This window comes from Sphingomonas sp. G-3-2-10, assembly GCF_012927115.1.
GTDB lineage: Bacteria > Pseudomonadota > Alphaproteobacteria > Sphingomonadales > Sphingomonadaceae > Sphingomonas.
Genome location: NZ_JABBFY010000001.1, coordinates 2,021,010 through 2,047,559 on the forward strand (window position 1 = coordinate 2,021,010; position 26,550 = coordinate 2,047,559).

The 26,550-nt window shown below is 66.0% G+C and carries 26 protein-coding genes; 6 read left to right on the forward strand and 20 right to left on the reverse strand.

From position 1 onward, the window contains the following. Positions 1–42: 42 nt before the first annotated feature. Both HHL13_RS10020 and HHL13_RS10025 read right to left on the reverse strand, forming a co-directional pair. Complete coding sequence (locus HHL13_RS10020; RefSeq protein ID WP_169555528.1) at positions 43–1,245, reverse strand: aspartate aminotransferase family protein; 1,203 nt, start codon at positions 1,243–1,245, stop codon at positions 43–45. Between the two features lie 152 nt (positions 1,246–1,397). After that, positions 1,398–2,780 carry a patatin-like phospholipase family protein gene (locus tag HHL13_RS10025; RefSeq protein ID WP_169555529.1) on the reverse strand — a complete coding sequence of 461 codons (1,383 nt, stop codon included), beginning with the start codon at positions 2,778–2,780 and terminating at the stop codon, positions 1,398–1,400. A 117-nt stretch (positions 2,781–2,897) separates the two neighbouring features. On the opposite strand from HHL13_RS10025, the gene HHL13_RS10030 reads away from it, so the two are divergent. Next, positions 2,898–3,617, forward strand: a complete 720-nt coding sequence (locus HHL13_RS10030; protein WP_169555530.1) for a hypothetical protein — start codon at positions 2,898–2,900, stop codon at positions 3,615–3,617. A 119-nt stretch (positions 3,618–3,736) separates the two neighbouring features. Here the strand turns inward: HHL13_RS10030 and HHL13_RS10035 are convergent, their stop codons facing one another. Then, positions 3,737–4,582 carry an ABC transporter permease gene (locus tag HHL13_RS10035; protein WP_169555531.1) on the reverse strand — a complete coding sequence of 282 codons (846 nt, stop codon included), beginning with the start codon at positions 4,580–4,582 and terminating at the stop codon, positions 3,737–3,739. Between the two features lie 51 nt (positions 4,583–4,633). On the opposite strand from HHL13_RS10035, the gene HHL13_RS10040 reads away from it, so the two are divergent. After that, positions 4,634–5,296: a GcrA family cell cycle regulator gene (locus tag HHL13_RS10040; protein WP_169555532.1), complete on the forward strand. Its 663-nt coding sequence runs from the start codon at positions 4,634–4,636 to the stop codon at positions 5,294–5,296. Positions 5,297–5,352: 56 nt separating this feature from the next. On the opposite strand, the gene HHL13_RS10045 is transcribed toward HHL13_RS10040, so the two are convergent. The 4 genes from HHL13_RS10045 to HHL13_RS10060 all read right to left on the reverse strand — a co-directional run bounded on the left by HHL13_RS10045 (position 5,353) and on the right by HHL13_RS10060 (position 8,363). Continuing rightward, positions 5,353–5,613, reverse strand: coding sequence for a hypothetical protein (locus tag HHL13_RS10045; RefSeq protein WP_169555533.1), 261 nt, complete (start codon positions 5,611–5,613; stop codon positions 5,353–5,355). 4 nt (positions 5,614–5,617) lie between these two features. Further along, complete coding sequence (locus HHL13_RS10050) at positions 5,618–6,766, reverse strand: serine hydrolase domain-containing protein (RefSeq protein WP_206376885.1); 1,149 nt, start codon at positions 6,764–6,766, stop codon at positions 5,618–5,620. 106 nt (positions 6,767–6,872) lie between these two features. Beyond that, entirely contained in the window at positions 6,873–7,706 is an 834-nt protein-coding gene (locus tag HHL13_RS10055) for an outer membrane beta-barrel protein (RefSeq protein ID WP_169555534.1), read from the reverse strand. A 117-nt stretch (positions 7,707–7,823) separates the two neighbouring features. Further along, positions 7,824–8,363, reverse strand: a complete 540-nt coding sequence (locus tag HHL13_RS10060) for a demethoxyubiquinone hydroxylase family protein (RefSeq protein WP_206376886.1) — start codon at positions 8,361–8,363, stop codon at positions 7,824–7,826. 89 nt (positions 8,364–8,452) lie between these two features. Between HHL13_RS10060 and parE the strand changes: the two genes are divergently transcribed. From parE to HHL13_RS10075, 3 genes are all read left to right on the forward strand, one after another. Then, a complete protein-coding gene (gene parE, locus HHL13_RS10065; protein ID WP_169555536.1) occupies positions 8,453–10,444 on the forward strand; it encodes a DNA topoisomerase IV subunit B in 1,992 nt (663 codons plus the stop codon). A 111-nt stretch (positions 10,445–10,555) separates the two neighbouring features. Next, entirely contained in the window at positions 10,556–11,746 is a 1,191-nt protein-coding gene (locus HHL13_RS10070; protein ID WP_169555537.1) for a hypothetical protein, read from the forward strand. Positions 11,747–11,816: 70 nt separating this feature from the next. Next, positions 11,817–13,133: a serine hydrolase gene (locus HHL13_RS10075; protein WP_240953679.1), complete on the forward strand. Its 1,317-nt coding sequence runs from the start codon at positions 11,817–11,819 to the stop codon at positions 13,131–13,133. Here the strand turns inward: HHL13_RS10075 and HHL13_RS10080 are convergent. The 6 genes from HHL13_RS10080 to HHL13_RS10105 form a co-directional block, all read right to left on the reverse strand. Beyond that, complete coding sequence (locus HHL13_RS10080; protein WP_169555539.1) at positions 13,130–13,384, reverse strand: hypothetical protein; 255 nt, start codon at positions 13,382–13,384, stop codon at positions 13,130–13,132. The two genes, HHL13_RS10075 and HHL13_RS10080, sit on opposite strands and share 4 nt — an antisense overlap. Continuing rightward, positions 13,384–14,220 (reverse strand): TIGR00266 family protein, encoded by an 837-nt coding sequence (locus HHL13_RS10085; protein ID WP_206376887.1) that lies wholly within the window; start codon positions 14,218–14,220, stop codon positions 13,384–13,386. The genes HHL13_RS10080 and HHL13_RS10085 overlap by 1 nt, the downstream gene beginning before the upstream one ends. Positions 14,221–14,252: 32 nt before the next feature. Beyond that, positions 14,253–14,792, reverse strand: a complete 540-nt coding sequence (locus HHL13_RS10090) for a GNAT family protein (protein WP_169555541.1) — start codon at positions 14,790–14,792, stop codon at positions 14,253–14,255. Next, a complete protein-coding gene (locus HHL13_RS10095; protein ID WP_169555542.1) occupies positions 14,789–15,580 on the reverse strand; it encodes a LysR family transcriptional regulator in 792 nt (263 codons plus the stop codon). The genes HHL13_RS10090 and HHL13_RS10095 overlap by 4 nt, the downstream gene beginning before the upstream one ends. Before the next feature lie 79 nt (positions 15,581–15,659). Further along, positions 15,660–16,058: a Co2+/Mg2+ efflux protein ApaG gene (gene apaG / locus HHL13_RS10100; protein ID WP_169555543.1), complete on the reverse strand. Its 399-nt coding sequence runs from the start codon at positions 16,056–16,058 to the stop codon at positions 15,660–15,662. Between the two features lie 2 nt (positions 16,059–16,060). Continuing rightward, positions 16,061–17,266: an aminotransferase class V-fold PLP-dependent enzyme gene (locus HHL13_RS10105; RefSeq protein ID WP_169555544.1), complete on the reverse strand. Its 1,206-nt coding sequence runs from the start codon at positions 17,264–17,266 to the stop codon at positions 16,061–16,063. A gap of 81 nt (positions 17,267–17,347) precedes the next feature. On the opposite strand from HHL13_RS10105, the gene HHL13_RS10110 reads away from it, so the two are divergent. Further along, positions 17,348–18,649, forward strand: coding sequence for a phospholipid carrier-dependent glycosyltransferase (locus tag HHL13_RS10110; protein ID WP_169555545.1), 1,302 nt, complete (start codon positions 17,348–17,350; stop codon positions 18,647–18,649). A 52-nt stretch (positions 18,650–18,701) separates the two neighbouring features. Here HHL13_RS10110 and HHL13_RS10115 read toward each other — a convergent pair whose 3' ends face one another. The 7 genes from HHL13_RS10115 to uvrC all read right to left on the reverse strand — a co-directional run bounded on the left by HHL13_RS10115 (position 18,702) and on the right by uvrC (position 26,495). Beyond that, complete coding sequence (locus tag HHL13_RS10115; RefSeq protein ID WP_169555546.1) at positions 18,702–19,820, reverse strand: glycosyltransferase family 2 protein; 1,119 nt, start codon at positions 19,818–19,820, stop codon at positions 18,702–18,704. Then, positions 19,817–20,869: a 3-isopropylmalate dehydrogenase gene (gene leuB / locus HHL13_RS10120; RefSeq protein WP_169555547.1), complete on the reverse strand. Its 1,053-nt coding sequence runs from the start codon at positions 20,867–20,869 to the stop codon at positions 19,817–19,819. Before leuB ends, HHL13_RS10115 begins: the two co-directional genes overlap by 4 nt. Before the next feature lie 58 nt (positions 20,870–20,927). Further along, entirely contained in the window at positions 20,928–21,659 is a 732-nt protein-coding gene (recO, locus tag HHL13_RS10125; protein ID WP_169555548.1) for a DNA repair protein RecO, read from the reverse strand. A gap of 248 nt (positions 21,660–21,907) precedes the next feature. Beyond that, positions 21,908–22,486: a hypothetical protein gene (locus HHL13_RS10130; protein ID WP_169555549.1), complete on the reverse strand. Its 579-nt coding sequence runs from the start codon at positions 22,484–22,486 to the stop codon at positions 21,908–21,910. 142 nt (positions 22,487–22,628) lie between these two features. Continuing rightward, on the reverse strand, positions 22,629–23,564 hold the full coding sequence (locus HHL13_RS10135) for a GNAT family N-acetyltransferase (RefSeq protein ID WP_169555550.1): 936 nt from the start codon (positions 23,562–23,564) through the stop codon (positions 22,629–22,631). Positions 23,565–23,569: 5 nt separating this feature from the next. Continuing rightward, positions 23,570–24,523 carry a polysaccharide deacetylase family protein gene (locus HHL13_RS10140; RefSeq protein WP_206376889.1) on the reverse strand — a complete coding sequence of 318 codons (954 nt, stop codon included), beginning with the start codon at positions 24,521–24,523 and terminating at the stop codon, positions 23,570–23,572. Positions 24,524–24,572: 49 nt separating this feature from the next. Continuing rightward, positions 24,573–26,495, reverse strand: coding sequence for an excinuclease ABC subunit UvrC (gene uvrC / locus HHL13_RS10145; RefSeq protein WP_169555551.1), 1,923 nt, complete (start codon positions 26,493–26,495; stop codon positions 24,573–24,575). Positions 26,496–26,550 lie beyond the last annotated feature (55 nt).

Sequence of the window (26,550 nt, forward strand, 5' to 3'; positions counted from 1 at the left end):
CCCGACAGGAACGGAAGGGGGCGTTCGGTCCGGGCGCCGGGATCAAACCGCGGCGGCGGCCACCGGGGTGTAGGTCCGCGCGCCTTCGCTCAGGCGCTCGATGCACTCGCTGATATGGTTTTCGTCGATCACCAGCGGGGGCAGGACGCGGAACACGTTTTCGCCCGCAGCCACGGTCAGCAGGCCGTGATTGTCGCGCAGATGCGCCACGAAATCGCGGCTGACCGCCGGCTCCTTCATCTTGATGCCGAGCATCAGGCCCTTGCCGCGAATCTCCTCGAACAGGTGATCGTGGTTCGGAATGAGCTGTTCGAACGCCGCGCGCAGGCGGTCGCCCATCGCAGTGACGTTTTCGAGGAAGCCTTCCTCCAGCATCACGTCGAGGATTGCCTGCCCCGCGGCCATGCCCAGCGGGTTGCCGCCATAGGTGGAGCCGTGGGTGCCGAACACCATTCCCTTGGCCGCTTCCTCGGTCGCGAGGCACGCGCCGAGCGGGAAGCCGCCGCCGATGCCCTTGGCGGCGGTCAGGATATCCGGGGTGATGCCGTAATGCTCATAGGCCCACATCTTGCCGGTACGGCCGTAACCGCACTGGATCTCGTCGAGCACCAGCAGCAGGCCGTGTTCGTCGCAGGCCTTGCGCAGCCCGGTGATGAACTCGTGCGTGCCGGCGGTCATGCCGCCCTCGCCCTGAACCGTCTCGACGAGGAAACCGGCGGTCTCGTCGTCGATCAGCGCCAGCGCGCCTTCCAGATCGTTGAACTTCGCATAAGCGAAGCCCGGCAGCAGCGGCTCGAACCCGTCGCGCATCTTGGCCTGATCGGTCGCCGAGATCGCGCCCAGCGAACGGCCGTGAAAGGCGTTCTTGAAGGTGATCAGCTTGTGGCGCTGCGGATTGCCGTTGGCGAAGTGATAGCGGCGCGCAGTCTTGATCGCGCACTCGATCGCCTCGACGCCCGAATTGGTGAAGAACACCGTGTCGGCGAAGCTGTTGTCGACGATGCGCTGCGCCAGCGCCTCGCCTTGGGGGCTGCCATACAGGTTCGACACGTGCATCAGCGTCGCGGCCTGATCGGCGATCGCCTTCGTCAGCACCGGGTGGCCATGACCCAGCGCGTTGACGGCGATGCCCGCCGCGAAATCGAGATATTTCTCGCCTCGTTCGCCATAGAGATACACGCCCTCACCTCGCACCGGACGCACATCGCACCGCGGATAGACGGGCATGAGCGGGGTGATGGTCATCGGACTGTACCTCCTGAAACAAAAAAGGCGGCCCGTGCATGGGCCGCCGGAGAGGGCATTTACTTGGGGTGGACAGGGAGCGTCAACACCCGCTCCGTGCCGTCCCCAATGCCCTCAGCGCATGGGACGGCATTGGGGCGGTTGGGGGTCGGTCAGCGCTTTCGCGCCACCGCCCAGTTCCACTGGGCCGCCTTACCGCGCGAGGTGCCGTATTGCGACAGGCACGCCATATAGTTCGGGTGGAATTCCAGCGGCTTCTGGAGGTTGTCGATCGCATTCCATTCCGAACAGGTCTTGCCGCGGAACACATAGTCGTTGGGCTGGACCGCGCCGGGCGCGAGATTCTGGTTGCTGATGAAGGCCATGTTCACGCCGCCGTGGCTGAGGCCATAGGTCTCCGCGCTGGCCACCGAGAAGCGATAGACCTGGTTCTCCATGATATCGACCGCACGCAATGCGGTGGTGACCGACGACCATTCCATCACCGGCTTGCCATCGGCCTGCCAGTCGGTGCCGTAGAGCACGCCGTTGACGATCACATGGACCCGTGCGTCCTTTGCCACCGGATCGCCCAGCGCGGCAAGGATCGGCTCGAGGAACACGCCGAAGCGCGCGCCGCCATCCATGTACAGATCCTCGCGCGTGGTCGTGCCGTCCTGGATCTGGAGCGTCACCGGAAAGGCCGAAGGCGGCACCGATGACGAGGCGACCAGCGCGTCGATATAGCAATCCTGCAACTCGCCCGTCCGGTCCTTCCATGCCGGAATGTCGACCCGCGAGGCCAGTTCGGTCAGATCGATCGCATAGCCGCGGCCATCATCGAGATTGACCGAACCGACGAACAGCTTGCGGTTGTACGGCGCGGCACCCTGTTCGCGGATCAGGCGCAGCGTGTCGGGCGACAGCAGCGCCTTCAGCCGCGCGCGCATCGGGCCGAAATTGGCCATCGCGCCGGCCGCCAGCCCGCCGATGATGCCGCCCTTCTCGGGTGTGATGACATCGGCTTCCCTGGCGATCGAATAGGCCAGCGCCAGATCGCCCGGATTGGACGTGCCGGGCTTGATGATGTCGGCCAGCGGGCCGGAAACCCAGGTGTAGGTGCGGTCCTTCGGCACCGGCTGGTTGGCGAGGAACAGGAAGGTGCTCTGCAGCGATCCGGTGCTGACGCCGGTGACAACGTCGTAGCTGGGGATGCTGTCGAGCCCGTAGAAGAAGCCAGCGCCGAACGCGCCATGCTGGCTGCCGCCGCTCAGCACCAGATATTCGGGCGGCGTGGTCGCCGCGCTGCCGGCGGGCGCGCCGGCCTTTTCGGCTTCCTGGATCGTATAGACCTTGCGCAGTTCGGTGGTCAGCGCGTCCTGTGGCCCCAGCAGCGCCTCGGCCTGGGGCCGGGATTGCTGGAGACCGCCCGAATCCACGCTGAGCGGAATCGCGCGATAGGCGCATTGCCCGGCGGGCTTGGGGCGCGGATGCATGCACCCGCCCACCGTCGCGAGCACCGCCACCGCCGCGATCATCCTGCCGATGCGAACCATGATCTTCTCCCCTGCCCCGTGATGACCGGGGGATAGGCGCGGCCGGACTCGCGGGCAATTCCACGCCGCCGGAACGGACTCGATAGTTACGGTGTTGAATCCTTCCGGAGAACGGACATGCCGACGACGCTCGCGCAATGGGAAGTCCAGCCCCATGATCAGCTGGTCGAAGCCGGCGACGGCATCCTGACCGTCGCGGGCGAGATCCGGATGCCGCTGGGCAATTTCCCCCGGCGAATGACGGTGGTCCGGCTGCGCGGCGGACGCACCGCGATCTGGAGCGCGATCGCACTCGGCGAACCGCAGATGAAGCGGATCGAAGCGATGGGCGAGCCCAGCTTCCTGATCGTGCCGGGCGATCATCACCGGCTCGACGCGAAGATCTGGAAGATGCGCTATCCTCAGGCGAAGGTGATCGCCCCGCCCGGCGCGCGCAAGATGGTCGAGGAAGCCGTGCCGGTGGACGCGACCAGCGACATCCTCGACGATCCCGAAGTGCGCTTCTGCATCGTCCCCGGCATGGGTCAGCACGAAGCCTTCCTGCACGTCCACCGCGCGGACGGGGTCACGCTGATCCTCAACGACATCATCGGCAATGTCGCCCATCCGCATGGCATCGGCGCGAACGTCATGGGCCGGGTGTTCGGCTTTGGCGTGACCGGGCCGCAGGTGCCGCGCCCGGTGCGGCACGGGCTCGAGGACAAGGCGCTAGTGGCCGCCCGTTTCCGCGCATGGGCGGCCGAGCCCGAACTTCGGCGGATCATCGTCAGCCACGGCGACGTGCTGGACGACTATCCCGGCGACGTACTGCTCAAGCTGGCGGAGAGGCTGGATTAAGAGTCTTGTCCACTTGCGTGGAGGCGGTGCCGGTCCGCTCCCCCACCCGGCCACCCATAGGTTACTATCGTGCCGGGTGGCCGGGCGGGGGAGCGGGCCGGTACCGCGAAAGACAGGCTCTAGCTCTTGATCTTCCAGCCGTTGCGCAGGAGCGCGTAGCAGAACAGGCCCAGCGCCAGGTCGAGCGCAAGGATGACGGCGCTGCCGAGCAGGATCGGCGAATCCGCCACGCCGAGGAAGCCGTAGCGGAAGCCCGATATGATGTAGAAGAACGGGTTGAAATGGCTGATCGTCTGGAACGCCGGAGCCAGTTTCTCGACCGAGTAGAAGGTACCCGAAAGCAGCGCGAGCGGCGCGACGACGAAATTGGTCACCGCGGCGGCATGATCGAACTTCTCCGCCCAGATCGACGTCAGCACGCCCAGCAGCGCGAGGAAGGTCGAACCGAGCAGGCCGAACCACAGGATCGCCCACAGATGCTGGGGCCAGACCGTGACGCCCGGCCACAGCGCCATCGCCAGCCACACCGTGCCGCCGACGCAAAAGGCGCGAGTCACCGCGCCGCCGGTCATCCCCGCAAGCAGTTCGGCGGTCGACAGCGGCGGCATCAGATAATCGACGATCGTGCCCTGGATCTTCCCGACCAGCAGCGAGAAGCTGGCATTGGCGAACGCGTTCTGGAGCATCCCCATCACGATCAGGCCCGGCGCGATGAAATCGGCGAAGTGCACGTCGCGGCCCTGAAGGTGCACGGTGCGTCCGCCACCGCCCAGAGCGACGGTGAAAATGACCAGAAAAAGCAGCGTCGTGACCGCCGGAGCCCATATCGTCTGGAGCTGCACCTTGAAGAACCGGCGCACCTCCTTGATATAGAGGGTCCTGAGCCCACCCCAGTTCACGTTCCGAATCACCGGCACCCCGAACTCGGGCATCGGGGACTCGCTGTTTTGGGGCTGGCTGCTCATGGTGCGTTCGCGTAACCGCTGCCCGCGCCGCCCGCAAGTTGAAGGACGAATATGAGCTGGACCGACGAGCGTATCGAAACGCTGAGAAAGATGTGGAGCAGCGGATCGACCGCGACCCAGATCGCCGAGGAACTGGGCGGCGTGAGCCGCAACGCGGTGATCGGCAAGGCGCATCGCCTCGGCCTTCCCGCGCGCCCGTCGCCGGTGAAGCCGAACGAAGCCAAGGCCGCTGCCGCGCCGAAGCCTGCCCCCGCGCCGTCCGCGCCCGCCGCCGAAGCCGCGCCGCCGCCACCCGCCGCACCGCGCGCGCCTGCTCCGGCAGCACCGGCCCCGGCGGCCGCCGCGCCTGCGACCGACGCCCCCGCCCGGCCCGATGGCCCGGTGCTGCGCTCGGTCGGCCCCGGCGGCTTCCTGCGCCAAAACCCCGGCGAGCAGTCCGCACCGATCACCCCGGCGCCGCCGCGCCGCCTCGTCCCGGCCAAGCCGAGCGAAGCGATCGCGGGCAAGACCAGCCTGCTCGATCTGAACGACCGCATCTGCAAATGGCCGCTGGGCCATCCGGGCGAGCCGGACTTCCACTTCTGTGGCGACAAGGTGAATCCGGGCTTCCCCTATTGCGTCGAGCATTGCGGCCACGCCTATCAGGCGCAGCTGCCCCGCCGCGATCGCCGCCCCCCGCCGCCGCTGCCGTTCGGCGGGCCGCGGGTTCGCTGAGATACAAAGAGGGCCGGCGGAGCGATCCGCCGGCCCTTTTTCTTGCCTGCCCGCCGTCAGCCGGACGTTTCGGTCACCTCGACGATTTCGAACATATGGCTGCGCCATCCGCGCTGGGCGGCGGCTTCGGCGGTTGCGGTCTTCTTCCGTTTCGCTTCCTGCAGCGACTTGGTGTGGCCCCAGAACACCTCCGTCTTGCCGTTCTCCAGCACGGCGACGATCCGCCAGTAATGGGTGAAGGCCGTCGACGTCGGGCCGATGGTCTTCACATAGCCGTCGGGCAGCGTGGCGGTCAGGTAGCGTTTCTTCTTCGCCACCGCGTCAGCGCCCATATTCCCATGTGAAGGGCACGCCCGTCTCGCCCAGCGCGGCGCGGACCAGGTCGGGGAAGGCAGCTTCGGCGCGGACATCGTTGCCCAGGATCACCACGCAGCGCAGCCCCCGCTCGACGCACACCCAGGTGTTGCCGGTCGACTCGTTGTGCCCGCCCTTGAAGAAGCCCGGTCCCTGCGGCCCCTGAAAGGTTACCACGCCCAGCCCCGCCGACAGGCCCGGCCAGCGCTTGTCCACGGGCGCTTCGAGCAGGGTCGGGAATTGCGAGCGGCTGGTGATCGGCAGTTGCGGGCGCACCATTTCGGCGCGCGCCTTCGCGCTGAGGCCCTCGCCGCGCATGAAACCGGCCGCAAAACGCGCCAGATCGGCGATGCTGGTGTCCATCGAACCCGCCGCGCGCACCCGGCTTCGCTCGTCATGCGGCTCGACAGCCCCATCCTTCTGCCACCCATCGGCGAGGTTCTTCGCGAAATCGGGACGCCACATCATGCTGGTGTTGGCCATGCCGAACCGGTCGAACACCCGCCGCTGCATCTCCGCGCCCAGATCGAGCCCCAGCCCCTTCTCGATCGCGAACTGGAGCAGGATGATCCCCTCACCCGAATAGGCGTAACGCGCGCCGGGATCGAAATGAAAGCGCAGCTTTCCGTCCGGTTCGAGGTACGAGAAATTCCCGAAACCGGTGCTGTGGGTCAGGATCATGCGCGGCGTGATCTTGCGCCAGCGCTCGTCCACCGCCAGATCGCCCCAATTCCCGTAGGCGTCGAGATTGCCATATTCGGGCAGCGGCTTGGGCAGCATCGCGGCGATGGGCTTGTCGAGGTCGATCTTCCCCTCGTCGACCAGCTGCATCACCGTATAGGCGAACACCGATTTGGTGATCGACGCGCCGTACATGATCGTCGCGTCTTCCAGTGGATCGCCCTTGGCGTTGCGCAGGCCATAGGCGCGGACGAACACGACCTTGCCGTCCTCGATCACCGCGACCGCCAGGCCCTTCGCTCCGGTCTTCGTCATGGCTGCGGCGACGGCGGCGTCCATCGTCGCGGCGCGATCGGGCTGGGTCTGAGCCGCGGCCGGAACAGCCAGCGCAACCATTGCCGTCATCATGCCAAAAACCGTCCGACGAATCCGCATACCCGCTCTCCCTTGCCGCGCCAGAGCTTAGGATGACCGGCGAAAGCCGCAAACGACAAACGGCCGGAAGCGCGCGCCTCCGGCCGTCTGCGTGACGATCCTGCGATCAGAAGCGGAAGTTGGCGGTCGCCTTGATCCCGTGATGATCGAACCGCGTGTCGCTGCGGCGGAAATCGGTGCCCGACGCATTGCCCAGCAGGAACGGGTTGGTCGCAGGCGCAGTGCCCGGCCCCGCACGGACGGTGTAATCATCGTCGTTGTAGCGGGTGTAAAGATATTCCACGCCGAACGAGAAGTTCTTGCCGACCTTCTGCTCGACGCCGCCGCCGGCCGCCCAGCCCCAGACGTCGTTCTTGCCGCGTCCGGTGAAGCTGTTTGCGGTGTTGCTGGTCGAGAAGGTGTGATCGACCTTGGCATAGGCGCCGCCGCCGGTGCCGTAGAACAGCGTTCGCCCGCCCGCGACATAGCCCAGGCGCAGGCGTGCGCCGGCATTCCAGTCGATCTCGCGCGTCATGGTGTAGCGCGCCGGAGTGGTGCTGAAGCCGCTGACGCTGTCGGTGATGTCGGTCTTGCCGCCTTCAAGAACGACACCCGCGACGATGTTGCCGAACTGGACGTCCCAGCCGAGCCGGGCCGAATAGTTGATCCCGTCCTTGTCGTTGGCGCATCCCACATTCGCGGTCGAGGTGGCCGCGCCGTTGCAGAAGCCGGGCGAGAAGGCGTTCGGCGCGCCCGGTGCGCTGGTGACGACCGTGTCGCCGAAGCTGCCGTTCAGGTCGCGATCGAACAGGATCGTCTCGCCGGCATCGTTATTCTGGAACGAGTAGCCGACCGAAGCGCCGATATAGGGGCCGTTAAACTCGGCGTCCGAGCTTTCCTGAGCATAAGCGGGGGCTGTCGCCGCGAGCAGGCTCGCGGCGCCGAGAAGCAGCAATTTCATGGGGGTCTCCGTTGGTCTTAACTTGCCGGTCTCATACGAACGAGGGCGGCAAACGGACCCAAAGAAAAACCGGAATGGCGGGACCTGTTGCCATCGGGCCACAGCTTCATTGCCGGATCAGCGGCGCATCCCGATCCAGATCACCGCTTCGGTCGCCGCGCCGACCCCGTGGTTCAACACCCACTGCAGCGCCGTGCCGGTCAGTTTCGCGGCGGACTCGTCATGGTGCTGCTGCTCTTCCGCGAAGATATCCCCGATGATCGCGGCAGCAGCGGGATCGCTGTCGCGGAGCGCCGCCATCTGCTCGCCGAGATGGCGCAGCACCACCCGCTCGATCGCCACTGTGGTGGCAGCGATGGCGCGCGCACCGAGCAAGCCGGTGACGAAGCCCAGGGCCGTCCCCAGCACCGCGCAGACAGAATAGCTGGGACAGCGCCTGTCGCCACGCCGCGCGATCTCAGCAGCGAACAATGCGCGGTGGCGCCGCTCGTGCGCGATGAATTCGTCGATCTGCACCAGCATGGACGGCGCGGTCCATCGCGCGAGGCGGCGCTGCATCCGATAGGTGCACACCGCGCCATGCTCCCCGGCATGGTCCACGCGAAGGATCCGGTCGCCAAGCGTTTCCCCGGGAGCAAGGCGAGCGATGATCGTCACGCCCCCGGCCATAACAGCGAACGCATGGCTTGTGGATAATCCGGCCGTTCGCCTTGCGCCCCCGACTCCGCACCCCCTATACGTTCCTCATGGCCGATACCGACGAAGACCTGTTCAGAGCACCCAATGCAGTCCCCGGCAGCTACGACGCTTCGTCGATCGAAGTGCTCGAGGGCCTTGAGCCCGTCCGGCGGCGGCCGGGCATGTATATCGGCGGCACCGACGAGCGCGCCTTTCACCATCTGGCCGCCGAGATCCTCGACAATGCGATGGACGAAGCGGTGGCGGGCCATGCCAACCGGATCGAGATCGTGCTGGAGCCGGGCAACCGGGTGACGATCACCGACAACGGCCGCGGTATCCCGACCGATCCGCATCCCAAATTCCCGGACAAGTCGGCGCTGGAAGTGATCTTCTCGACGCTGCACGCGGGCGGCAAATTCTCGGGCAAGGCCTATGCGACGTCGGGCGGTCTGCACGGCGTGGGCAGCAGCGTGGTCAACGCGCTGTCGATCGACACCACCGTCGAGGTCGCGCGCGACAAGCAGCTCTATCGCCAGCGCTTCTCGCAGGGCCGCACGCTCGGCCCGGTCGAGCATGTCGGAGGCACGCCCAACCGGCGCGGCACCAGCGTCACCTTCGTGCCCGATCCGGAGATTTTCGGGCCGGAAATGCATTTCAAGCCGGCGCGGCTCTACAAGCTGGCCCGATCCAAGGCGTATCTGTTCGCAGGCGTCGAGATTCGCTGGAAATGCGCGCCCGAACTGATCGGCGACGAAACGCCGCCGGAAGCGGTGTTCCAGTTCCCCGGCGGCCTTGCCGATCATCTGAAGGAGCAGATCGGCACGCGCGAAAGCGCCACCGCCGACTTCTTCTCGGGGTCGCAGGACTTCCCCGGCGAGAACCAGGGTCGCGTCGAATGGGCGGTCGCATGGCCGCTGTGGAGCGACGGGTCGTACAGCTGGTATTGCAACACCATCCCGACGCCCGATGGCGGCACGCACGAACAGGGCCTGCGTCAGGCGCTGGTGCGCGGCATCCGCGCGTTCGGCGAACTGGTGGGGCAGAAAAAGGCCAAGGACATCACCGCCGACGACGTGATGACCGGCAGCGAGCTGATGCTCAGCGTCTTCATCCGCGATCCGCATTTCCAGTCCCAGACCAAGGACCGCCTAACTTCGCCCGAAGCCGCGACTCTGGTCGAGAAGGCAATCCGCGACCATTTCGATCACTTCCTTTCCGACCATATGGACCGCGGCAAGGCGCTGCTGGGCTATGTGCTGGAGCGGATGGACGACCGCCTGCGCCGCAAGCAGGAGCGCGAGGTCAAGCGCAAGACCGCGACCAGCTCGCGCAAGCTGCGCCTGCCCGGCAAGCTCACCGACTGCTCGGCCGACGATCCGGCGGGGACCGAGCTGTTCATCGTCGAGGGGGATTCGGCAGGCGGCAGCGCCAAGCAGGCGCGCGACCGCAAGACGCAGGCGATCCTGCCGATCCGCGGCAAGATCCTGAACGTCGCTTCGGCGACCAGCGCGAAGATCTTGGCCAATCAGGAAATCGCCGATCTGATCCTCGCGATGGGATGCGGCACCCGCAAGGACTGCATCCCGGACAATCTGCGCTACGAACGCATCATCATCATGACCGACGCGGACGTGGACGGCGCGCATATCGCCACGTTGCTGATGACCTTCTTCTTTCAGGAGATGCCGGATCTGGTCCGGCGCGGTCATCTCTACCTTGCCCAGCCGCCGCTCTACCGCCTGACCGTGGGCGCGAAGAGCCTCTACGCCCGCGACGATGCGCACCGCGCGGAGATCGAGGCCGGGCCGTTCAAGGGCAAGAAGGTCGAAGTCAGCCGGTTCAAGGGGCTCGGCGAGATGAATCCGAACCAGTTGAAGGAAACCACGATGGATCCGAAGACGCGCGGCTTGCTGCGCGTCACGCTGCCGCAGGAATATGAGGCGCGCGCGGGCGTAAAGGATCTGGTCGACCGGCTGATGGGCAACAATCCCGCCCATCGCTTCGCCTTCATCCAGGAAAATGCCGCACGGCTGGAGGAAGACGCAATCGACGCCTGACGCCGGCAGTCCCAAGCGAACCGGATCGCTGGAGCGGCGGCGCTGGACGGTGCATCAGTCGCGCGATACGCTTTCGCATCTTCATATTCGAACCTGGGGAGGTTCCCTCAAATGCGCAACGCCCTGTTTCTGGCGGCATTCGTGCTGGCCTTGCCCGCCCTTGCGCAGGAAACCGCGCCCCCGCAACAGGCCGAGAATCCGACGATCGTCGTCACCGGCAAGTCGCTCGCCGACACCGAGCGCGGCATTCGCGACTGCATCGCGCGCAATTGCCCGCCCGATCAGGAAGCCGATGCCGTACTTGCCCATGCCGAGAACCAGTTCGTTTCCGGCAAATACAAGGATGCGCTTGCCACACTGAACCGCGGCACGGGCCGGCTGAAGCGCTTCGGAAAGCAATATCCGGTCGCGGTCTCGGACGTGTTCCGCGCGCGCTCTCGGGTCGCCGCGCATCTTGGCGAAGGCGACGCCTATCGCAATTCGACGATGGACATGGTCAGCACGCTGCGTTCGGGGCTGGGGCCGGACGACGCCCGCACCCTCGCCGCGCGCGTCGAGCTGGGCGACAGTTTCGCCGCGTTCGGCCGAACGGCGCTGGCCCTTTCCACCTATAGCGACGTCGCTCGCGACGCCCGCCGGCTCGGCCTGCCGCGCATCGAAGGCTATGCGATGTTCCGCCGCGCGGCCTTCTTCGCCACGCTGAGCCTCAACCAGCCCGGCGAGTATCGCGACCCGGCCGGAAAGGCGCTCGATGCGCTGATCGGCAGCAATGTGCCGGAGCATCAGCCCTTCGCCCGCGCCGCGAAGGTGCTGCGCGCGCGGCTGGCCGTGAGGCGCGGCGAGAAGGTCGACGTCGATGCGCTGATCGCGTCGCTGCGCCTTCCCCAGGTCACCCGCCCCACGCTGCTCTATTACGAGCCGTTCAAGATGGTGGATGTGCCGACCAGCCAGATCGGCTCGGGCACCCGCATGATGGCGATGAACAATTACGAGGATCAGTGGATCGACGTCAGCTTCTGGATCGCGCCCAATGGCAGCACTACCGAAGTCGACATCCTTCGCAGTTCGGAAGGCTATGACGGCAGCTGGAGCAAGCCGATCCTCGATTCGATCCGCACGCGCCGCTATGCGCCGCTGAAGCTCGATCCGTCGGAGCCGGGGCTTCTGCGCGTCGAACGCTATACCTATACCGGCCGCTGGACCCGCACCACCGGCACGCGCATCCGCGTCCGCGATGTGAACGCGCGGATCGAGATGATCGATCTTTCCGCCGACGAGCCGGCAAAGGCCGCCGCGCAATAATCTTGATATCATAATTTCTCCCGCTAGGGTCGGGACAGCCAGCCGATTCGGGCCGGGCGGGAGGAAGATGATGTTTCGTGCGCTGGCGATCGCTTTGATCCTGAGCCCCCTGCCCGCGATCGGGCAGACGGTGCCGGCTCCGGCACCCGCCGCGCCGGTCGTGGCTTCCGAGCCGCTCAAGGCGCGGCTGGCGGAACTGACCGTGCTGTTCCAGGGCAAGGGCGATTACGAAGCCTATTTCGCGCCGCCCTTCCGCGCGCAGGTGACGAAGGCGCAGATCGATCAGCTGATCGCGCGGCTGGGCGGGTCGCTCGGTCCGGTCACCGGGGTGGAAAGCGTCACCCTGCTTTCGCCCTGGGCGGCGGACTTCGTGCTCGGGTTCCGCGACGGCACCGCGACAGGCCGGATCGCGGTCGACCCGAACCCGCCACATCAGGTGCAGGGCCTGCGTCTCACCGGCGTCACCGCGCGCGCCGCGACGATCGACGCGGTACGCAGCGAGTTGCGCGCCCTGCCCGGCGCGACCGGCTTCACGCTGGCCCGGCTGGGCGACGGCGCGCCGCAGCTCGTGTCCGCCGACAATGCCGACCGGCCCTTCGCCATCGGATCGGGGTTCAAGCTGGTGATCCTCGCCGAGCTGATCCGCGCCACCAATGCGGGGGAGCGCAAATGGGACGATATGGTCACGCTCGACGGCAGCCCGCTGCCCGGCGGCGTCTATACCCAGCAGCCCGCGGGTACGCAGGTCTCGCTGCGCGAGCTGGCGTCGAAGATGATCTCGATCAGCGACAACAGCGCGACCGACATCCTGCTGCGCCATCTCGGCCGTGCGCGTGTCGAAGCGATGGTGCGAGTCACCGGGATCGCCGATCCGAAAGGCATGACGCCTTTTCCCTCGACGCTGGAAATCTTCAAGCTGAAGGGCATTCCGGGCCTGGCCGAGCGCTGGCTGGCGCGCGACGCGAACGGCCGCAGGCTGATGCTCGACGGCGAGATCGCCGCCGCGCCGATCGCCGCGATTTCGACGACGCTGTTCCAGAGCGGCAAGCCGCTGATGATCGACCGGCTCGAATGGTTCGCGACGCCGGCCGACATGGTGCGCCTGATGGACTGGATCCGCCGCAACAGCGCGAGCGGCGCGGGCGCGGAGGCGCGCGCGATCCTGGGCATCAATCCCGGCCTCGTCGCGCCCATTGCCGCGCGCTGGAAGAGCGTGGGCTACAAGGGCGGATCGGAGCCGGGCGTGATCCACATGACCCTGCTGCTCGAAGGCAAGGATGGCAGCTGGTGGGTGCTCACCGGCAGCTGGAACAACCCGGCGGCGGCAGTCGACGATGCACGCTTCGCCGGCCTGATGTCGAAGGCCGCGGAGCTGGCCGCGCCTTAACCCCGCATCCGCAACTGGTGATACCGGCTGCGCGCGGCGATCGCGCTGACCATCGCCATCAGCCCGACGCCGATCAGGCCGGCGGGCGCCCAGACCGGCATCTCGCGCCACCAATAGAGCCGCACCAGAGCGACTCCGGCGCCGATCACCGCAAGCGCGACGCCGCTGCGCCGAAGGCCCAGCGCCACGCCGGCAAGCTCGCGCTGATAGGCGGCGCGCTGGACCGGATCCTTCAAGTCCGGTGGCGTCATCAGCGGTTGCCGCCGATCAGGTCGCCGATCCCGCCGAGCACCGATCCCTCGCCGCGATTCTGGCCGGTGTACGAGCCCGATGCCGCAACCATCCGCCCGGCAAGGCGCGAGAAGGGCAGCGACTGGATCCACACATGGCCCGGGCCGCGCAGCCGGGCGAAGAACAGGCCCTCGCCGCCGAACAAGGCGGTCTTCACCCCGCCCGCCGCGACCAGATCGAAATCGATGCCCGAGGTGTATGCGGCAAGACAGCCGGTATCGACATGAAGTTCCTCGCCCGCCGCCAGATCGCGCTGAACCACGGTGCCGCCCATCTGGACGAACACCCAGCCATCGCCTTCCAGCTTCTGCATGATGAAGCCTTCGCCGCCGAACAGGCCGGTCATCACCTTGCGCTGGAACTGGACGCCGATCGACACGCCCTTGGCGGCGGCGAGGAAGCTGTCCTTCTGGCAGATCAGCCGCCCGCCATAGTCGCTCAGCTTCAGGGGCAGGATCGCGCCCGGCGTGGGCGACGCAAAGGCCACGCGCGCCTTGCCGCGTCCTTCATGGGTGAAGACGGTGGTGAACAGGCTCTCGCCGGTCACCAGCCGCTTTCCCGCGCCGAGCAGCTTGTCCATGAACCCGCCGCCCTGCGCGCCGCTGCCGTCGCCGAATACGGTGGTCATGGTGATGCCGGCATCCTTCCACACCATCGCCCCGGCTTCGGCAACCGCGCTTTCACCGGGGTCAAGCTCGATCTCGACGAACTGGAGCTCCTGCCCCTTGATCTCGAAATCGATGTCGTCCGCGACGCCGGACTGGCGGTGATGGCTCCAGGGACTGGGGGACGACATTGGGAAACTCCGGCTGAAAGGGGAGCCGGTTCTTAGCGAACCCAATCCTCGCGCAACAGGCCATAGAGCGTGGTGTCGCGCACGCCGAGATGGGTTTCCCATTCGGAGCGGAGCAGTCCTTCCAGCGTGAAGCCGAGCTTCTCGAGCAGCGCACGCGAAGGGATATTTTCCGGATCGGTATCGGCGAACACGCGGCGCTGGCCTTCGGTCACCAGAATATGATCGATCACTCGGCTCACCGCTTCAGGCGCGATGCCCGTCCCCCAATGCGCACGCGCCAGCATATAGCCGATCTCGGTGACGTTGCCCTGCCGCCGCTCGCCCGCCGCGACGAAGCCGATCGCGGTGCGATCGCCCTTCAGCGTGATCGCCCAGCAGCGCCATTCGCCGTGGGTCTTCGAGAAATCCTCGCGCGTCTGCTCGATCGTCTCGTGCGGGCCGTGCGACCACCAGCGCATCAGTTCGGGATCGGCGAAGCTGGGATGCAGCGCCTCGGCATCGCGCAGCGTCCGCGCGCGCAGCTTCAGCCGCTCGGTCGTCAGTACCGGAGTCTTGCGAGCGCTGGCGCTCACGCCCCCAGCGCTTCGACCAGGGTCTTGACCTTCTTCTGCCGCCACTGCGGCAGCGGCGCGACCAGCCAATAGCCGAGCCGCGACGAACGCGCTTCGCCTACCATCGTCACACGGCCCGCCTCGATATCGCCGCGCGCGAGCAGTTCGGGCACGGTCGCCCGGCCCAGCCCCTGCGCGGCAGCGTCGAGCGCGAGACCGGCATCGGCGACGCGGACGAGCGACCCGGCATCCTCGGCAAGGCAACCCGGCCAGGCGATCGCGGTGTCGATCCCGCCTCCCGGCGCCTCGACCGTGACCATGCCGTCGCTTTCCAGCGCTTCGCCTTCATGCTCGCCGGGACCTTCGCCCCAGCGGATCGCGAGATCGAGATTGGCTTCGGTGAAGTCGATCGAATCATCGGCCGGCACCAGCACGAAGCGGATCTCGCCATCGCCGCGCGCAATCTCGGCCAGCCGCGGCATCAGCCATTTGGCGGTCAGATCGCGCGGGGCGGCGATGGTAAGCGATTTGGACGATTGCCCGGCCTGCATCGCGCGGACCGATTCCTCGAACTGGAGGAAGCCCGCGCGCAACGCTGCGAGGCCCGCTTCGCCTTCCGGCGTCAGTTCCAGCCCCTTTGTGGTGCGGCGGAACAGGACGACGCCCAGCGTATCCTCCAGCGCGCGGATCTGCTGACCCACGGCCGCCGGAGTCACCGCCAGTTCGTCCGCCGCGCGGGTGAACGACAGATGCCGCGCGGCTGCGTCGAGCACGCGCAGGCCGTTCAGGGGAAGATGGGTCCGCTTCATATCGTCAGCCCCCTAGCCCAGCGTTCGTTTCGAGCGAAGTCGAGAAACACTTGGCACCGCGCAAGCTTCCCGACTGTGTTCATCCGATCACAGCCGGCGCCAGCAGCGCGAACTTGGGGATCGCCACGTCGAATTCCGATCCATCCTCTCCGACCATGCGGTAGCTTCCCTGCATGTGCCCGGTGGGAGTCGCCAGCGGGCAGCCCGAAACATAGTCGAAGCTGGCGCCCGGCGCGATCATCGGCTGTTCGCCGACCACGCCTTCGCCCTCCACCGAATGCCGGTGTCCGCGCCCGTCGGTGATGATCCAGTGGCGAGTCAGCAGCTGGACGGCCATCGGCCCGTCATTCTCGATGCGGATATGATAGGCCCAGAACCAGCGGCCGCGATCGGGTTCGGACTGTTCGGGCAAATACGACACCGCGACCCGCACGGTGATACCGCGCGTCTCGCTCTCCTCGTTGAAGAGCGCCTTCATGATCACAGGCCGACGGCCTTCAGCGCCTGATCGAGATCGGAGATCAGGTCCTCGGGGTCCTCCAGGCCGACATTGAGCCGCAGCATCCCTTCGCTCACGCCCATTTCGACGCGCTTTTCCTCGGTCACGCCGGCATGGGTGGTCGAGGCGGGATGCGTCATCAGCGAGCGCGAGTCGCCGATATTGTTCGAGATGTCGATCAGGCCGAGCGCGTCGAGCAGGCCGTGCGCCTGGGTGCGGCCTTCGACTTCGAACGCGAAGATCGGGCCACAGGCGTCCATCTGGCTCATCGCCAGATTGTGCTGCGGGTGGCTCGGCAGGCCGGGATGGAGAATGCGCGGCACGCGGCCTTCGAGGAACTTGCCGACCTTCAGCGAATTCTCGCTCTGGCGGCGGATGCGCAGGTCGAGCGTCTCCAGGCCCTTGAGCACCACCCAGGCATTGAACGCGCTGAGCGTCGGCCCGGTGTTGCGGGTGAAGGGCAACAGCGTGTTGTCGATGAAATCCTGCGTTCCGCAGACGGCGCCCGCGAGCACGCGGCCCTGCCCGTCCATCATCTTGGTCGCGGAATAGGCGGTCACGTCCGCACCAAGCTCCATCGGACGCTGCAGCGCGGGCGTGGCGAAGGCATTGTCGACCACGCTGAGGATGCCGTTGTCGCGCGCGATGCCGCACACTGCGCGAAGGTCCACCACGTCCATCGTCGGGTTGGCCGGAGTTTCGAAGAAGAACAGCTTCGTGTTCGGCTGGATCGCATCCTGGAACTGCTGCGGATCGCGCGCATCGACGATGGTCACGCCGATCCCGAATTTGGGCAGCAGCGTATCGGTCAGCCAGCGGCACGATCCGAAGGCGGCGCGGCCCGCGACGATATGGTCGCCGGTTTCGAGCTGGCACAGGAGCACCGCGGTCATCGCCGCCATGCCGGTCGCCATCGTGCGGCACGCCTCGGCGCCTTCGAGCAGCGCGATGCGCTCCTCAAGCATCTGCACCGTCGGGTTCTGAAGCCGGGAATAGGTCATGCCGACCTGGTCGCCAGAGAAGCGCGCGGCGGCATCGCCCGCGCAATCATAGGCATAGCCCGAGGTGAGGAAGATCGCCTCGCTGGTCTCGCCAAACTCGGAACGCGCGGTTCCGCCGCGGATCGCCCGGGTTGCAGGCTTCCAGTTCTGGGTGACGCTACGGTCCTGTCCGGTATGACGCTTCATGCGGATCGCTTTGCGGCGGCAGAGCGGCCCGCGTCAACCATCCGCTTTCACGCGGATGGCGAGTCGGATATCAACCCGGCCATGTCCGCCCGCCTCAAGGCCCTTGCCGATCGCCCGCTTCTCGTCGCGTTGCTTGTCGGCATGGCCGCGCAATTGCTGTTCACCGTGCGGCTGGGGATGCCCACCATCCCCTTTTTCGACGAGGAACATTATGTCCCCGCCGCGCGCGCGCTGATCGCGCTGGAATTCCCCCGCAACACCGAACACCCGCTGGTCGCCAAGCAGATCATCGCCTGGGGCATCCAGCTGTTCGGCGACAATCCGTTCGGCTGGCGCTTCATGTCGACGCTGGCGGGCACTGCGACGGTCGTGGGCGGCTTCGCCTTCCTGCTGATGCTCACCGGCGCGATGCGGACGGCGGTGATCGGCGCGATCCTGCTGATGCTCAACCAGACGCTCTACATTCAGGCGCGGATCGCGATGCTCGACGTGTTTCTCGGCGCGTTCATCGTCTGGGCGCTGGTCGCGTATCTCTGGTCGATGCAGGCCGGGACGCGCGCGCAGGTGATCCGGCGCTGGGTCGCGGGGAGCGTGCTGCTTGGCCTTGCCGTGGGCGTGAAATGGGCGGCGATCCCCTATGTCGCGCTGGCCGGGCTGGCGTTCGTCGCCATCCGCCTCCGCGACGTCGTGCGCGCCGGGCAGCCGGTGGAAGCCGTGTTCCGCGGAAAGGGGCAGCCGCACTGGCAGGGACTCGCCACCATTCCCGGCCTGATGCTGATGGGCGTGGTCAGCATCGCCGTCTATCTCCTCACCTTCCTGCCGGCCTTCTTCTACGCGTTCGAACCGCTGACCCTGTCGAAGCTGCTGCCCTACCAGGAAGCGATGTACCGGGCGCAGACTCAGATCCTGAGCCACCACACCTATCAGTCGGACTGGTGGAGCTGGCCGCTGATGATCCGGCCGATGTGGTATCTCTACGAGTACAACCACGGCGCGCAGCGCGGCGTGCTGCTGATCGGCAATCCGCTGATCATGTGGGGCGGACTGGTCGCGGTAGGCTATTGCCTGTGGGCCTGGCTTCGCACCCGCGCGATCCGGCCGCTGGCGGTGGCGCTGCTATGGATCGCGTCGCTGGCGATCTACGTCGTGATCCCCAAGTCGCTGGGCTTCTATTATTACTACCACCTCTCCGGCATCTTCATCTGCTTCGCGCTGGCGGTGGCGTTTCAGCAGTTCGATGCGGGACGGAAGCGCGGTTACGAGGAATGGTTCGCCGCCGCGTCGCTGCTGATGTTCGTCTATTTCTATCCGATCATCTCCGCCGCGCCGCTCAGCGACGGGCGGGCGTTCGAGAAATGGATGTGGTTCAGCACCTGGCCATGAGGCTTGTTCCTGAACGGCGCCGGCCCGGTCCCGTGTCAGCAACGCCGAACGATCAATAACGTCCCCATACGAACCGCGACGACAGCACGAAATTCCACACCGCGCCGACAATGATTCCGATCAGTGCCGATGTCGCCACGCCGACCGCGCGATAATCGTGGAGGAAGCCGGCAATGCCGACATTGCCGATCAGCCCGACCGCACAGACCAGGCAGAACGAGATCCAGCCGGTAAGCAGTGCGCGCGGCGTCTTAAGCCGCTGCTCACGATAGGTCAGCGCATTGTTGAGAAAGAAGTTGAACGTCATCGCGACGATCGCCGCCACCGCCTGGGATCGATTGAAATAGGTCGATACGGTATTATCCCCGCCGATCAGCGCGATCACCCCCAGCACACCCATATGGACGCCGACGCCCAGCGCGCCGATCGCACCGAACATCGCGAAGCGCACCGGCACGATCTTGCCGAACATCCGGTCATAGAGTGCGATCAGATATTCCAGCGCCACGACATGATCGAGCTTGCTCTCGCCCAGCTCGCGCGTGCGGAACACATAGGGCAGCTCGAGGAACTTCAGCGGACGCGGGCTCGCGGTCATGATGTCGAGCAGGATCTTGAACCCGATCGCGGAGAGGATCGGCACCATCTCGCGCACCACGGCGGCGCGGATCATGAAGAAGCCGCTCATCGGATCGCTCAGATCGGCCTTGAGCACGCGGCGCGAAAGCCTTGTCGCCAAAGCCGATTTGGCGACGCGATCCTTGTCCCACTCGCCCAGGCCGCCGCCGTCGACGAAGCGCGAGCCGATCGCCACGTCGAGCGCGTCATCGGCTTGCAGCGCGTCGAGCATCTTCGGCAGCAAGGTCTCGTCATGCTGCATGTCGCCGTCGATCACAGCGACAATCGGCGCGGCGGTGGCGCACATGCCCTCGACACAGGCCGAGGAAAGACCGCGCCGGCCGATGCGCTGGATCACCCGGACCCGGCTGTCCACCCGGCCCAGTTCGCGCGCGACGTCCGCGGTGCCGTCCGGACTATTGTCGTCGACGAAGATCGCTTCCCAGTTGCGCCCGGCCAGCGCCACGTCGAGCGCGGCGACCAGCTTGGGCACGTTCGCGCGCTCGTTGAAGGTCGGGATGACGACCGCGAGTTCGAGCAGGTCAGGCTTCACGCGAGCGCCTTGATCACCGCATCGCCCATCTCGCGGGTCGACAGGCTGCCGCCCAGATCCGCGGTGCGCGCACCGTCGTCGAGCGCCTTCGAGACGGCTGCCTCGATCCGCTGCGCCGCGGCTTCGTCGCCGAGCGAGTGGCGCACCAGCATCGCACCCGACAGGATCGCGGCGCACGGATTGGCCTTGCCCTGTCCGGCGATGTCCGGCGCCGAGCCGTGGATGGGCTCGTACATGCCGTTCGCGCCGACCCATGCGCTGAGCGAGGCCGAAGGGAGCATCCCGATCGAACCGGCGCACATGCTGGCCTGATCCGAGAGAATGTCGCCGAACAGATTGCCGGTGACGATCACGTCGAACTGGGTCGGGGCGCGGACGAGCTGCATCGCGGCGTTATCGACATACATGTGCGTCAGCGCGACTTCGGGATAGTCCGCGGAAAGCTCGATCACCACGTCGCGCCACACCTGCGAGGTTTCCAGCACATTGGCCTTGTCGACCGAGCAGAGCTTGCCCTTGCGGCGTTTCGCCATTTCGAAGCCCACCGTCGCGATGCGGCGGATTTCGTAATCGGTATAGGCCATCATGTCCCAGCCCTGGCGCTGGCCGTTATCGAACGTGCGCTGGCCCTTGTCGCCGAAATAGACGTCGCCGGTCAGTTCGCGAACGATCACGATGTCGAGGCCCTCGACCACTTCGGGCTTGAGCGACGAAGCGTCGGCCAGCGCGGGGAAGATCGTGGCCGGGCGGATATTGGCGAACAGGCCGAGTTCGCTGCGCAGGCCGAGCAGTGCGGCTTCGGGGCGCAGATGACGCTCCAGCTTCTCGTAACGCGGATCGCCGATCGCACCGAACAGGATCGCATCGGCACGCTTGGCCAGCGCCAGCGTCGCTTCGGGGAGCGGATGACCGGCGGCATCATACCCTGCGCCGCCGACCGGCGCTTCCTCATAATCGAGGCCCGGCACGACGATCTCGAGCACGCGGCGCGCCTGCGCGGTCACTTCAGGGCCGATTCCGTCTCCACCCAGAACTGCGATCAACGGCATTGGAATTCCTTCAGGCTAAGGGCGGGGAGGACGAAGCGCCATTACCGCGCTGTGCCAGTTACGCAACTGCCCGCTTCAGCCGATCGACCAGCCGCTGCCGCGCCGCGAGCACATCGGCGCTCTTTCCGATCAGCAGATCGCGTTCGAGGAAATGGCCGGTGATGCGTAGCCCGTCGAGGATATCGTCCCATTCGGCCTGCCCGCCTTCGGTGAGGAAGAGCGGCAGGCGGAACAGCCGGTCCTCGTAACCGACGGCCCCTGCCCGGCTGACCGCCGATCCCGATTTGGGGCTGACATAGGCAAGATCGGTGCTGCCGCCGGTCGCGGCGCACGTCTCCAGATCGAGGCCGAAGCCCAACTCGGCGAGCATCAGCAACTCGTACCGCACCAGCGCGACCGCCCAGCCTCGCGCGGCAGGCGCCGCCTCCACGGCGGACAGCACGGCATCGAGTGCACTGTGGAGGTGCGGATAGGACAGCCCCTCGGGCAGCGCCGCCGCAGTCAGCGCGGTCGCCCAGTCGAGCGCGGCGGCGGGCAGTGCTTCACGGAACAGCGGCGCGCGGCTGTGGATCAGTTCGACGGTCAGGCCAGGAAGCTGCTCCTCGGTCCGCGCCCGCCAGTCGCCCAGCACGAGGTTGGCGGGTTGCAACACGGGCTTCAATTTGCGCGAGCGCCCGCCGCGGACATAGCCCGCGAGCATCCCGTCGCTCTCGGTCATCGCGCGCACGATCGCACCATGCTCGCCATGCGCGCGGACGCTCAGAATGATGGCTTCGGCGCGGAGGTGCATGGGAATAAATGGATTGGGATACTCTCAACAGAGAGATGCCAAAAAAATAACAAGGCCCCGGCCATTAACCGGAGCCTTGTCACTCGTTTCCGATAAGGGAGATTAAGCCGCGAGAGGAAGCTCAACACGGACTTTGCTGGAGGATGGGAACATCGAAGTACCGCGGAGACCGTCGATGCCCACCTGCGCGATTGCCGCGTGTACGGCATTCGTGATGGCTTCCACCACCCTCGGGTTCATAGACTTAATCATTTTCGCTCCTCCGCCAATCCCACATTCGCAGAACTAGCCTTCGAGATATATAACCATGCGCCACGCGTTTGCACAGACCCAAAAACGTTGGCACCATCCAATGCCATCCCAAACGCCCGGAAATAGGACATATCTTCCGGGCTACGTAGATGGAAATGAATGTGTTCTGCCGACAAAACGCTTTCAGAAAGGTGAACGATCCCTAGCGTTATCCCGACTACCACATCGGGATACATCTGCACCGGCGCAACCCCGTAGTCCAACAGAGGGGATACCAGGAGATGCCGAACACGAAGCGTGTATCCGGTAGAACCCGGCAACATGGCTCTATGCAACAGGCAACACGCGTAAAAATTCCCTGTCTCTTTATCAAAAAGAGCACCCACGTGCGACTCGTTGGTGCCTTTTAGAAGCATGAGGGAACCGGAGACGACCCCTGCTATCACGCTCAGCACGTCAGGAGAATAATCTTCAAAAACCTCTCCCACCGCTTCGCACTGAGTAATCCAGTTGTCACGAAACTGTTCCCAGCTACCGTCCTTAGCGGACAGCAGTTTGATCTCAAAATTATCCATTTCCGCCCCTAGTTCGCGGTGCTTATCCGGGAGCAAATCCTACATTGCAAGCAATCGAAACCAAGGATTGCGATTCTTTCGAATCGATTCTGGGTTGAATTCAAGTCGCATAGGCAGCTTCCAAGCCCCCCCCTCTACGACGTTAAGAACCCCGCCGTACCTTTTTCGCCAGCTTCTCCAGCCCCGCGCCGTTCACGGCCTTCTTCGCCAGCGCGACGCCGCTGTTGAACCCGCCCAGCGCGACCGTCGTGAGGCGATTGGCCAGCGAGGGGCGCAGCAGCAGCAGGTCGACGCACGGCACGCCGCCGGTGGCGAACTGGCGCTTGTGCTGCCCCTCTCCCTCGGTGAAGTCGAACCGCGCGAACTTCTGTTCGTCGAACATGTCGCGCATCGCTTCGAGCTGGAGCACGCCGCCGGGCGACAGGTCGTTGAAGGCCGGATCATGGCCCACATGGGCGTAGATCACCGTACCGTCGACGACCGGGCAATAGAGATAGGCCGCGGGATCGCCGCCGATATAGAGCAGCCAGGCGCGGACCTGATCGGCCGCCGCGAGCACCTGCATCGACTCGATGAAGTCCTGACTGTCAGGCAGGCCCGATCCCAGCAGCCGCTCCTGATAGGTCCGCAGCGAGATCTTGCGCGCCACATCGTGGAACGCTTCCATCTCTTCAGGCTTGCGGAAATGGCGGATGTCGAGGTCGCCGCCGCTTTCGGCTGCGATCTTCTTCGCCTTGCGCTTCATTCCCTGCCGCGCGTTCGACGACAGACCGGCGAGCCAGCCGTCGAAACCGACGCCGAAATCGATGAAGTATCGAGTGTAGCGCTGCCGGACGAAGGGCAGCATCCCGCCCGAGGCATAGACCATCGCTTCCTGCCGGTCCTCGGGCAGCGAGGTGATCGTATAGCCATGCGCCGCGCGATCGAGCGCGGGAAGCTGGGGCAGGCGCCCCTCGCGCGCATCGTCGAGGCTCAAGGGCACCCGCACGAGGCTGCGCGAGATCGCCATCAGCGTGCGTGCGCCGACTTCGAACTTGAGCGGCACCGGCTTCGCGGCGGCAGTGGGGGTCTGGCTCATCACGTTCACGCCGCGCGTTCCTCGACCCAGTTCGACCAGAGCTGTTCGGCCTGACGCAGCCGCGTGCGGATCATGCTCGGCCCCAGCGGCTTGTCGTGATGGTCCAGCGCGAGATCGGGCCGGTCGGCGAAATGCGCGGTCGTCAGCACGTTCTTGCGCTCGGCAAGGATGCGGCAAAGCGTCTCGAAACGGCGGACATGCACCGTATTTGGCCGCGTGCCCGCGCGATTGGCAAGCTCGAAGCTGTGCCCGACGATCGTCACCGCGGCATGACGTTCGCGCGCGGCATGATCCAGCGCGTCGCGCATCTCGGCGGCGGACAAAGCGCAGATCTGGAAATGGCGCAAATGGCCACGCTTGTCCTCGATCAGCGTCACCGGAACCTCGGTGAGCCCCAGATGCGTCACCGGCGCGATCTGGGTGCGGTCAAGGCTGATCGCGCTAGGCCAGGGATGTTCGGACCCGTTGTGGCTGCTGTCGTAGAGGAAGCCGAGTTCGGCCAGCGCCAGCAGCGTGTCGTCGCTCGCCGAATAGCTGCCCGAACGGAACGCCACCGGCTCGGGCGCGCCCGCGGCGGTCAGCATGTCCGACGCGCCCGCCAGCAGTTCGCGCTGCTCGTCGAAGCTGTAGTCGATCAGCTCATAGGCCGCGTAGGCCGCGCCGCGATCGCCCAGCTTCGCCCCGGCCCAGTTGGGATGGAGGTGAAGCTGCACTTCCTGCCCCGCATCGAGGATCTCGCCGACGACGCGCTTCATCCAGTCGGTGCCGAAGATCAGGCACGGCATCGGATCGACGAAGAAAGTCGCCTTCAGCCCATGCCCGCGCAGCTGCGCCAGCTGCCAGCCAATGCCGACGCCCGCCGGCTCCAGCGAACGCTGGACGATGGTGGCGGCATCGAGGCCCGAGACGTGGTGACGCCACATCAGCTCGGTATCGATGGTGATGAACACGCGGGTCATGGGCATGGGTTTAGCGCGGCGCGGTGAAGAAAGTGAAAATCATCCGCGCTCACCCCGCGTGGAAGTAATCGTAGAGCTGCTGCGCCATCGCCTTGCTGACGCCCGGGGCCTTTTGCAGGTCCTCCAGGCTGGCGCCGCGCACCGCCTTCGCCGTGCCGAAATGCATCAGCAGCGCCTTCTTCCGCGCCGGGCCGATGCCGGGCACTTCGTCGAGCGGGCTCGCGCCGATCGCCTTGCTGCGCTTGGCCCGGTGCGCGCCGATCGCGAAGCGGTGAACCTCGTCGCGCAGCCGCTGGAGGTAGAACAAAGTCGGCGAATTGACCGGCAGCATCAGTTCGCGCCCGTCCATCAGGTGGAACACCTCGCGTCCCTCGCGGCCGTGGTCCGGCCCCTTCGCCACGCCGACCAGACAAACATCCTCGATTCCCAGCCCCTCCAGCACGCCCAGCGCGGCGTTGAGCTGTCCGCGCCCGCCATCGATCAGCACCAGATCGGGCCACTCGCCCTGCGTCCGGTCCGGATCCTCGGCCTGCGCGCGCGAGAAACGGCGTTCGAACACTTCGCGCATCATCGCGAAATCGTCGCCCGGTACGGTCTCCGCGCGCTTGATGTTGAATTTGCGATACTGGCCGGTGCGGAACCCCTCCGGCCCCGCGACGATCATCGCACCGAGCGCATTGGTGCCCTGGATATGGCTGTTGTCGTACACTTCGATCCGGTCGGGCGAGTCCGGCAGTTCGAAGATGTCCGCCACCTCGGCCAGCAGCTTCGCTTGCGTCGTGCTTTCGGCCAGCCGCCGGTCCAGCGCTTCCTCGGCATTGCGCTTCGCCTGATCCATCAGCCGCTTGCGCGTGCCTCGCTGCGGCACGCTCAGCGCGACCTTGTGTCCGGCGCGCTCGGCCATCGCTTCGGCGAGCAGTTCGGCTTCGGGCAGATCGCGATCGACGAACACGTTCCGCGACGGTGGCACTTCCTCGTAGAATTGCATGAGGAACGCGCTGAGCACTTCATCCTCGGGCACGTCGTTGGTGTGCGCGGGAAAGAAGCTGCGATGCCCCCAATTCTGGCCGCCGCGAATGAAGAATGCCTGGATGCCCATCACGCCATTCTTGTGCGCCATCGCGAAGATGTCGGCATCGCCCACGCCCTCGGCATTGATCGCCTGGCTGCCCTGAATGAAGGTCAGCGCCTTCAGCCGGTCGCGCAGCACCGCAGCCTGCTCGAAATCCAGATTCTCCGCCGCAGCCTGCATCGCTTCGCCCAGCCGCGACTGGACCTGAGTCGACTTCCCCTGAAGGAAGTCCTTCGCATCGCTCATCAGCTCGGCATAGCCCGCTTCGTCGATCCGCCCGACGCACGGCGCGGAGCAGCGGCGGATTTGATAGAGCAGGCACGGCCGGTCGCGCGTCGCGAAGAAGCCGTCGGTGCAACTGCGCAGCAGGAACAGCTTTTGCAGCGCGTTGAGCGTCTTGCGCACCTGCCCCGCCCCGGCGAACGGCCCGAAATAATCGCCCTTCGCGCGCCGCGCGCCGCGATGGAGCTGGACGCGCGGAAAAGCGTGATCGCCGCGCAGCAGAATGAAGGGGAAGCTCTTATCGTCGCGCAGCAGCACGTTGTAGGCCGGGCGGTAGCGCTTGATCAGCTGCGCTTCGAGCAGCAGCGCTTCGGCTTCGTTGTTGGTCGTCACGATCGTCATCGATCGCGTCTGCGCCACCATCCGCTGGAGGCGTTTCGACAGGCGCTGGACCTGGGTGTAATTGGTCACCCGGTTCTTCAGCGCCCGCGCCTTGCCGACATACAGCACGTCGCCGCGCGCATCCTGCATCCGGTACACGCCCGGCCGCGCGGGCAGCGTTTTCAGCACGTTGCGGATCGCCGCCACGCCCGCGTCGAGATCGGGCGTCCCCTCGCCGCGCACGGCATAGGTCGCCTTTTCCTCGTTGAAGCGATTGGGGGAATTCGGATCGGACATCGATGCTGATCTAGGGACTCGATGCAGTTGAGGCCACTCCCCGTCCGCAGGAAAA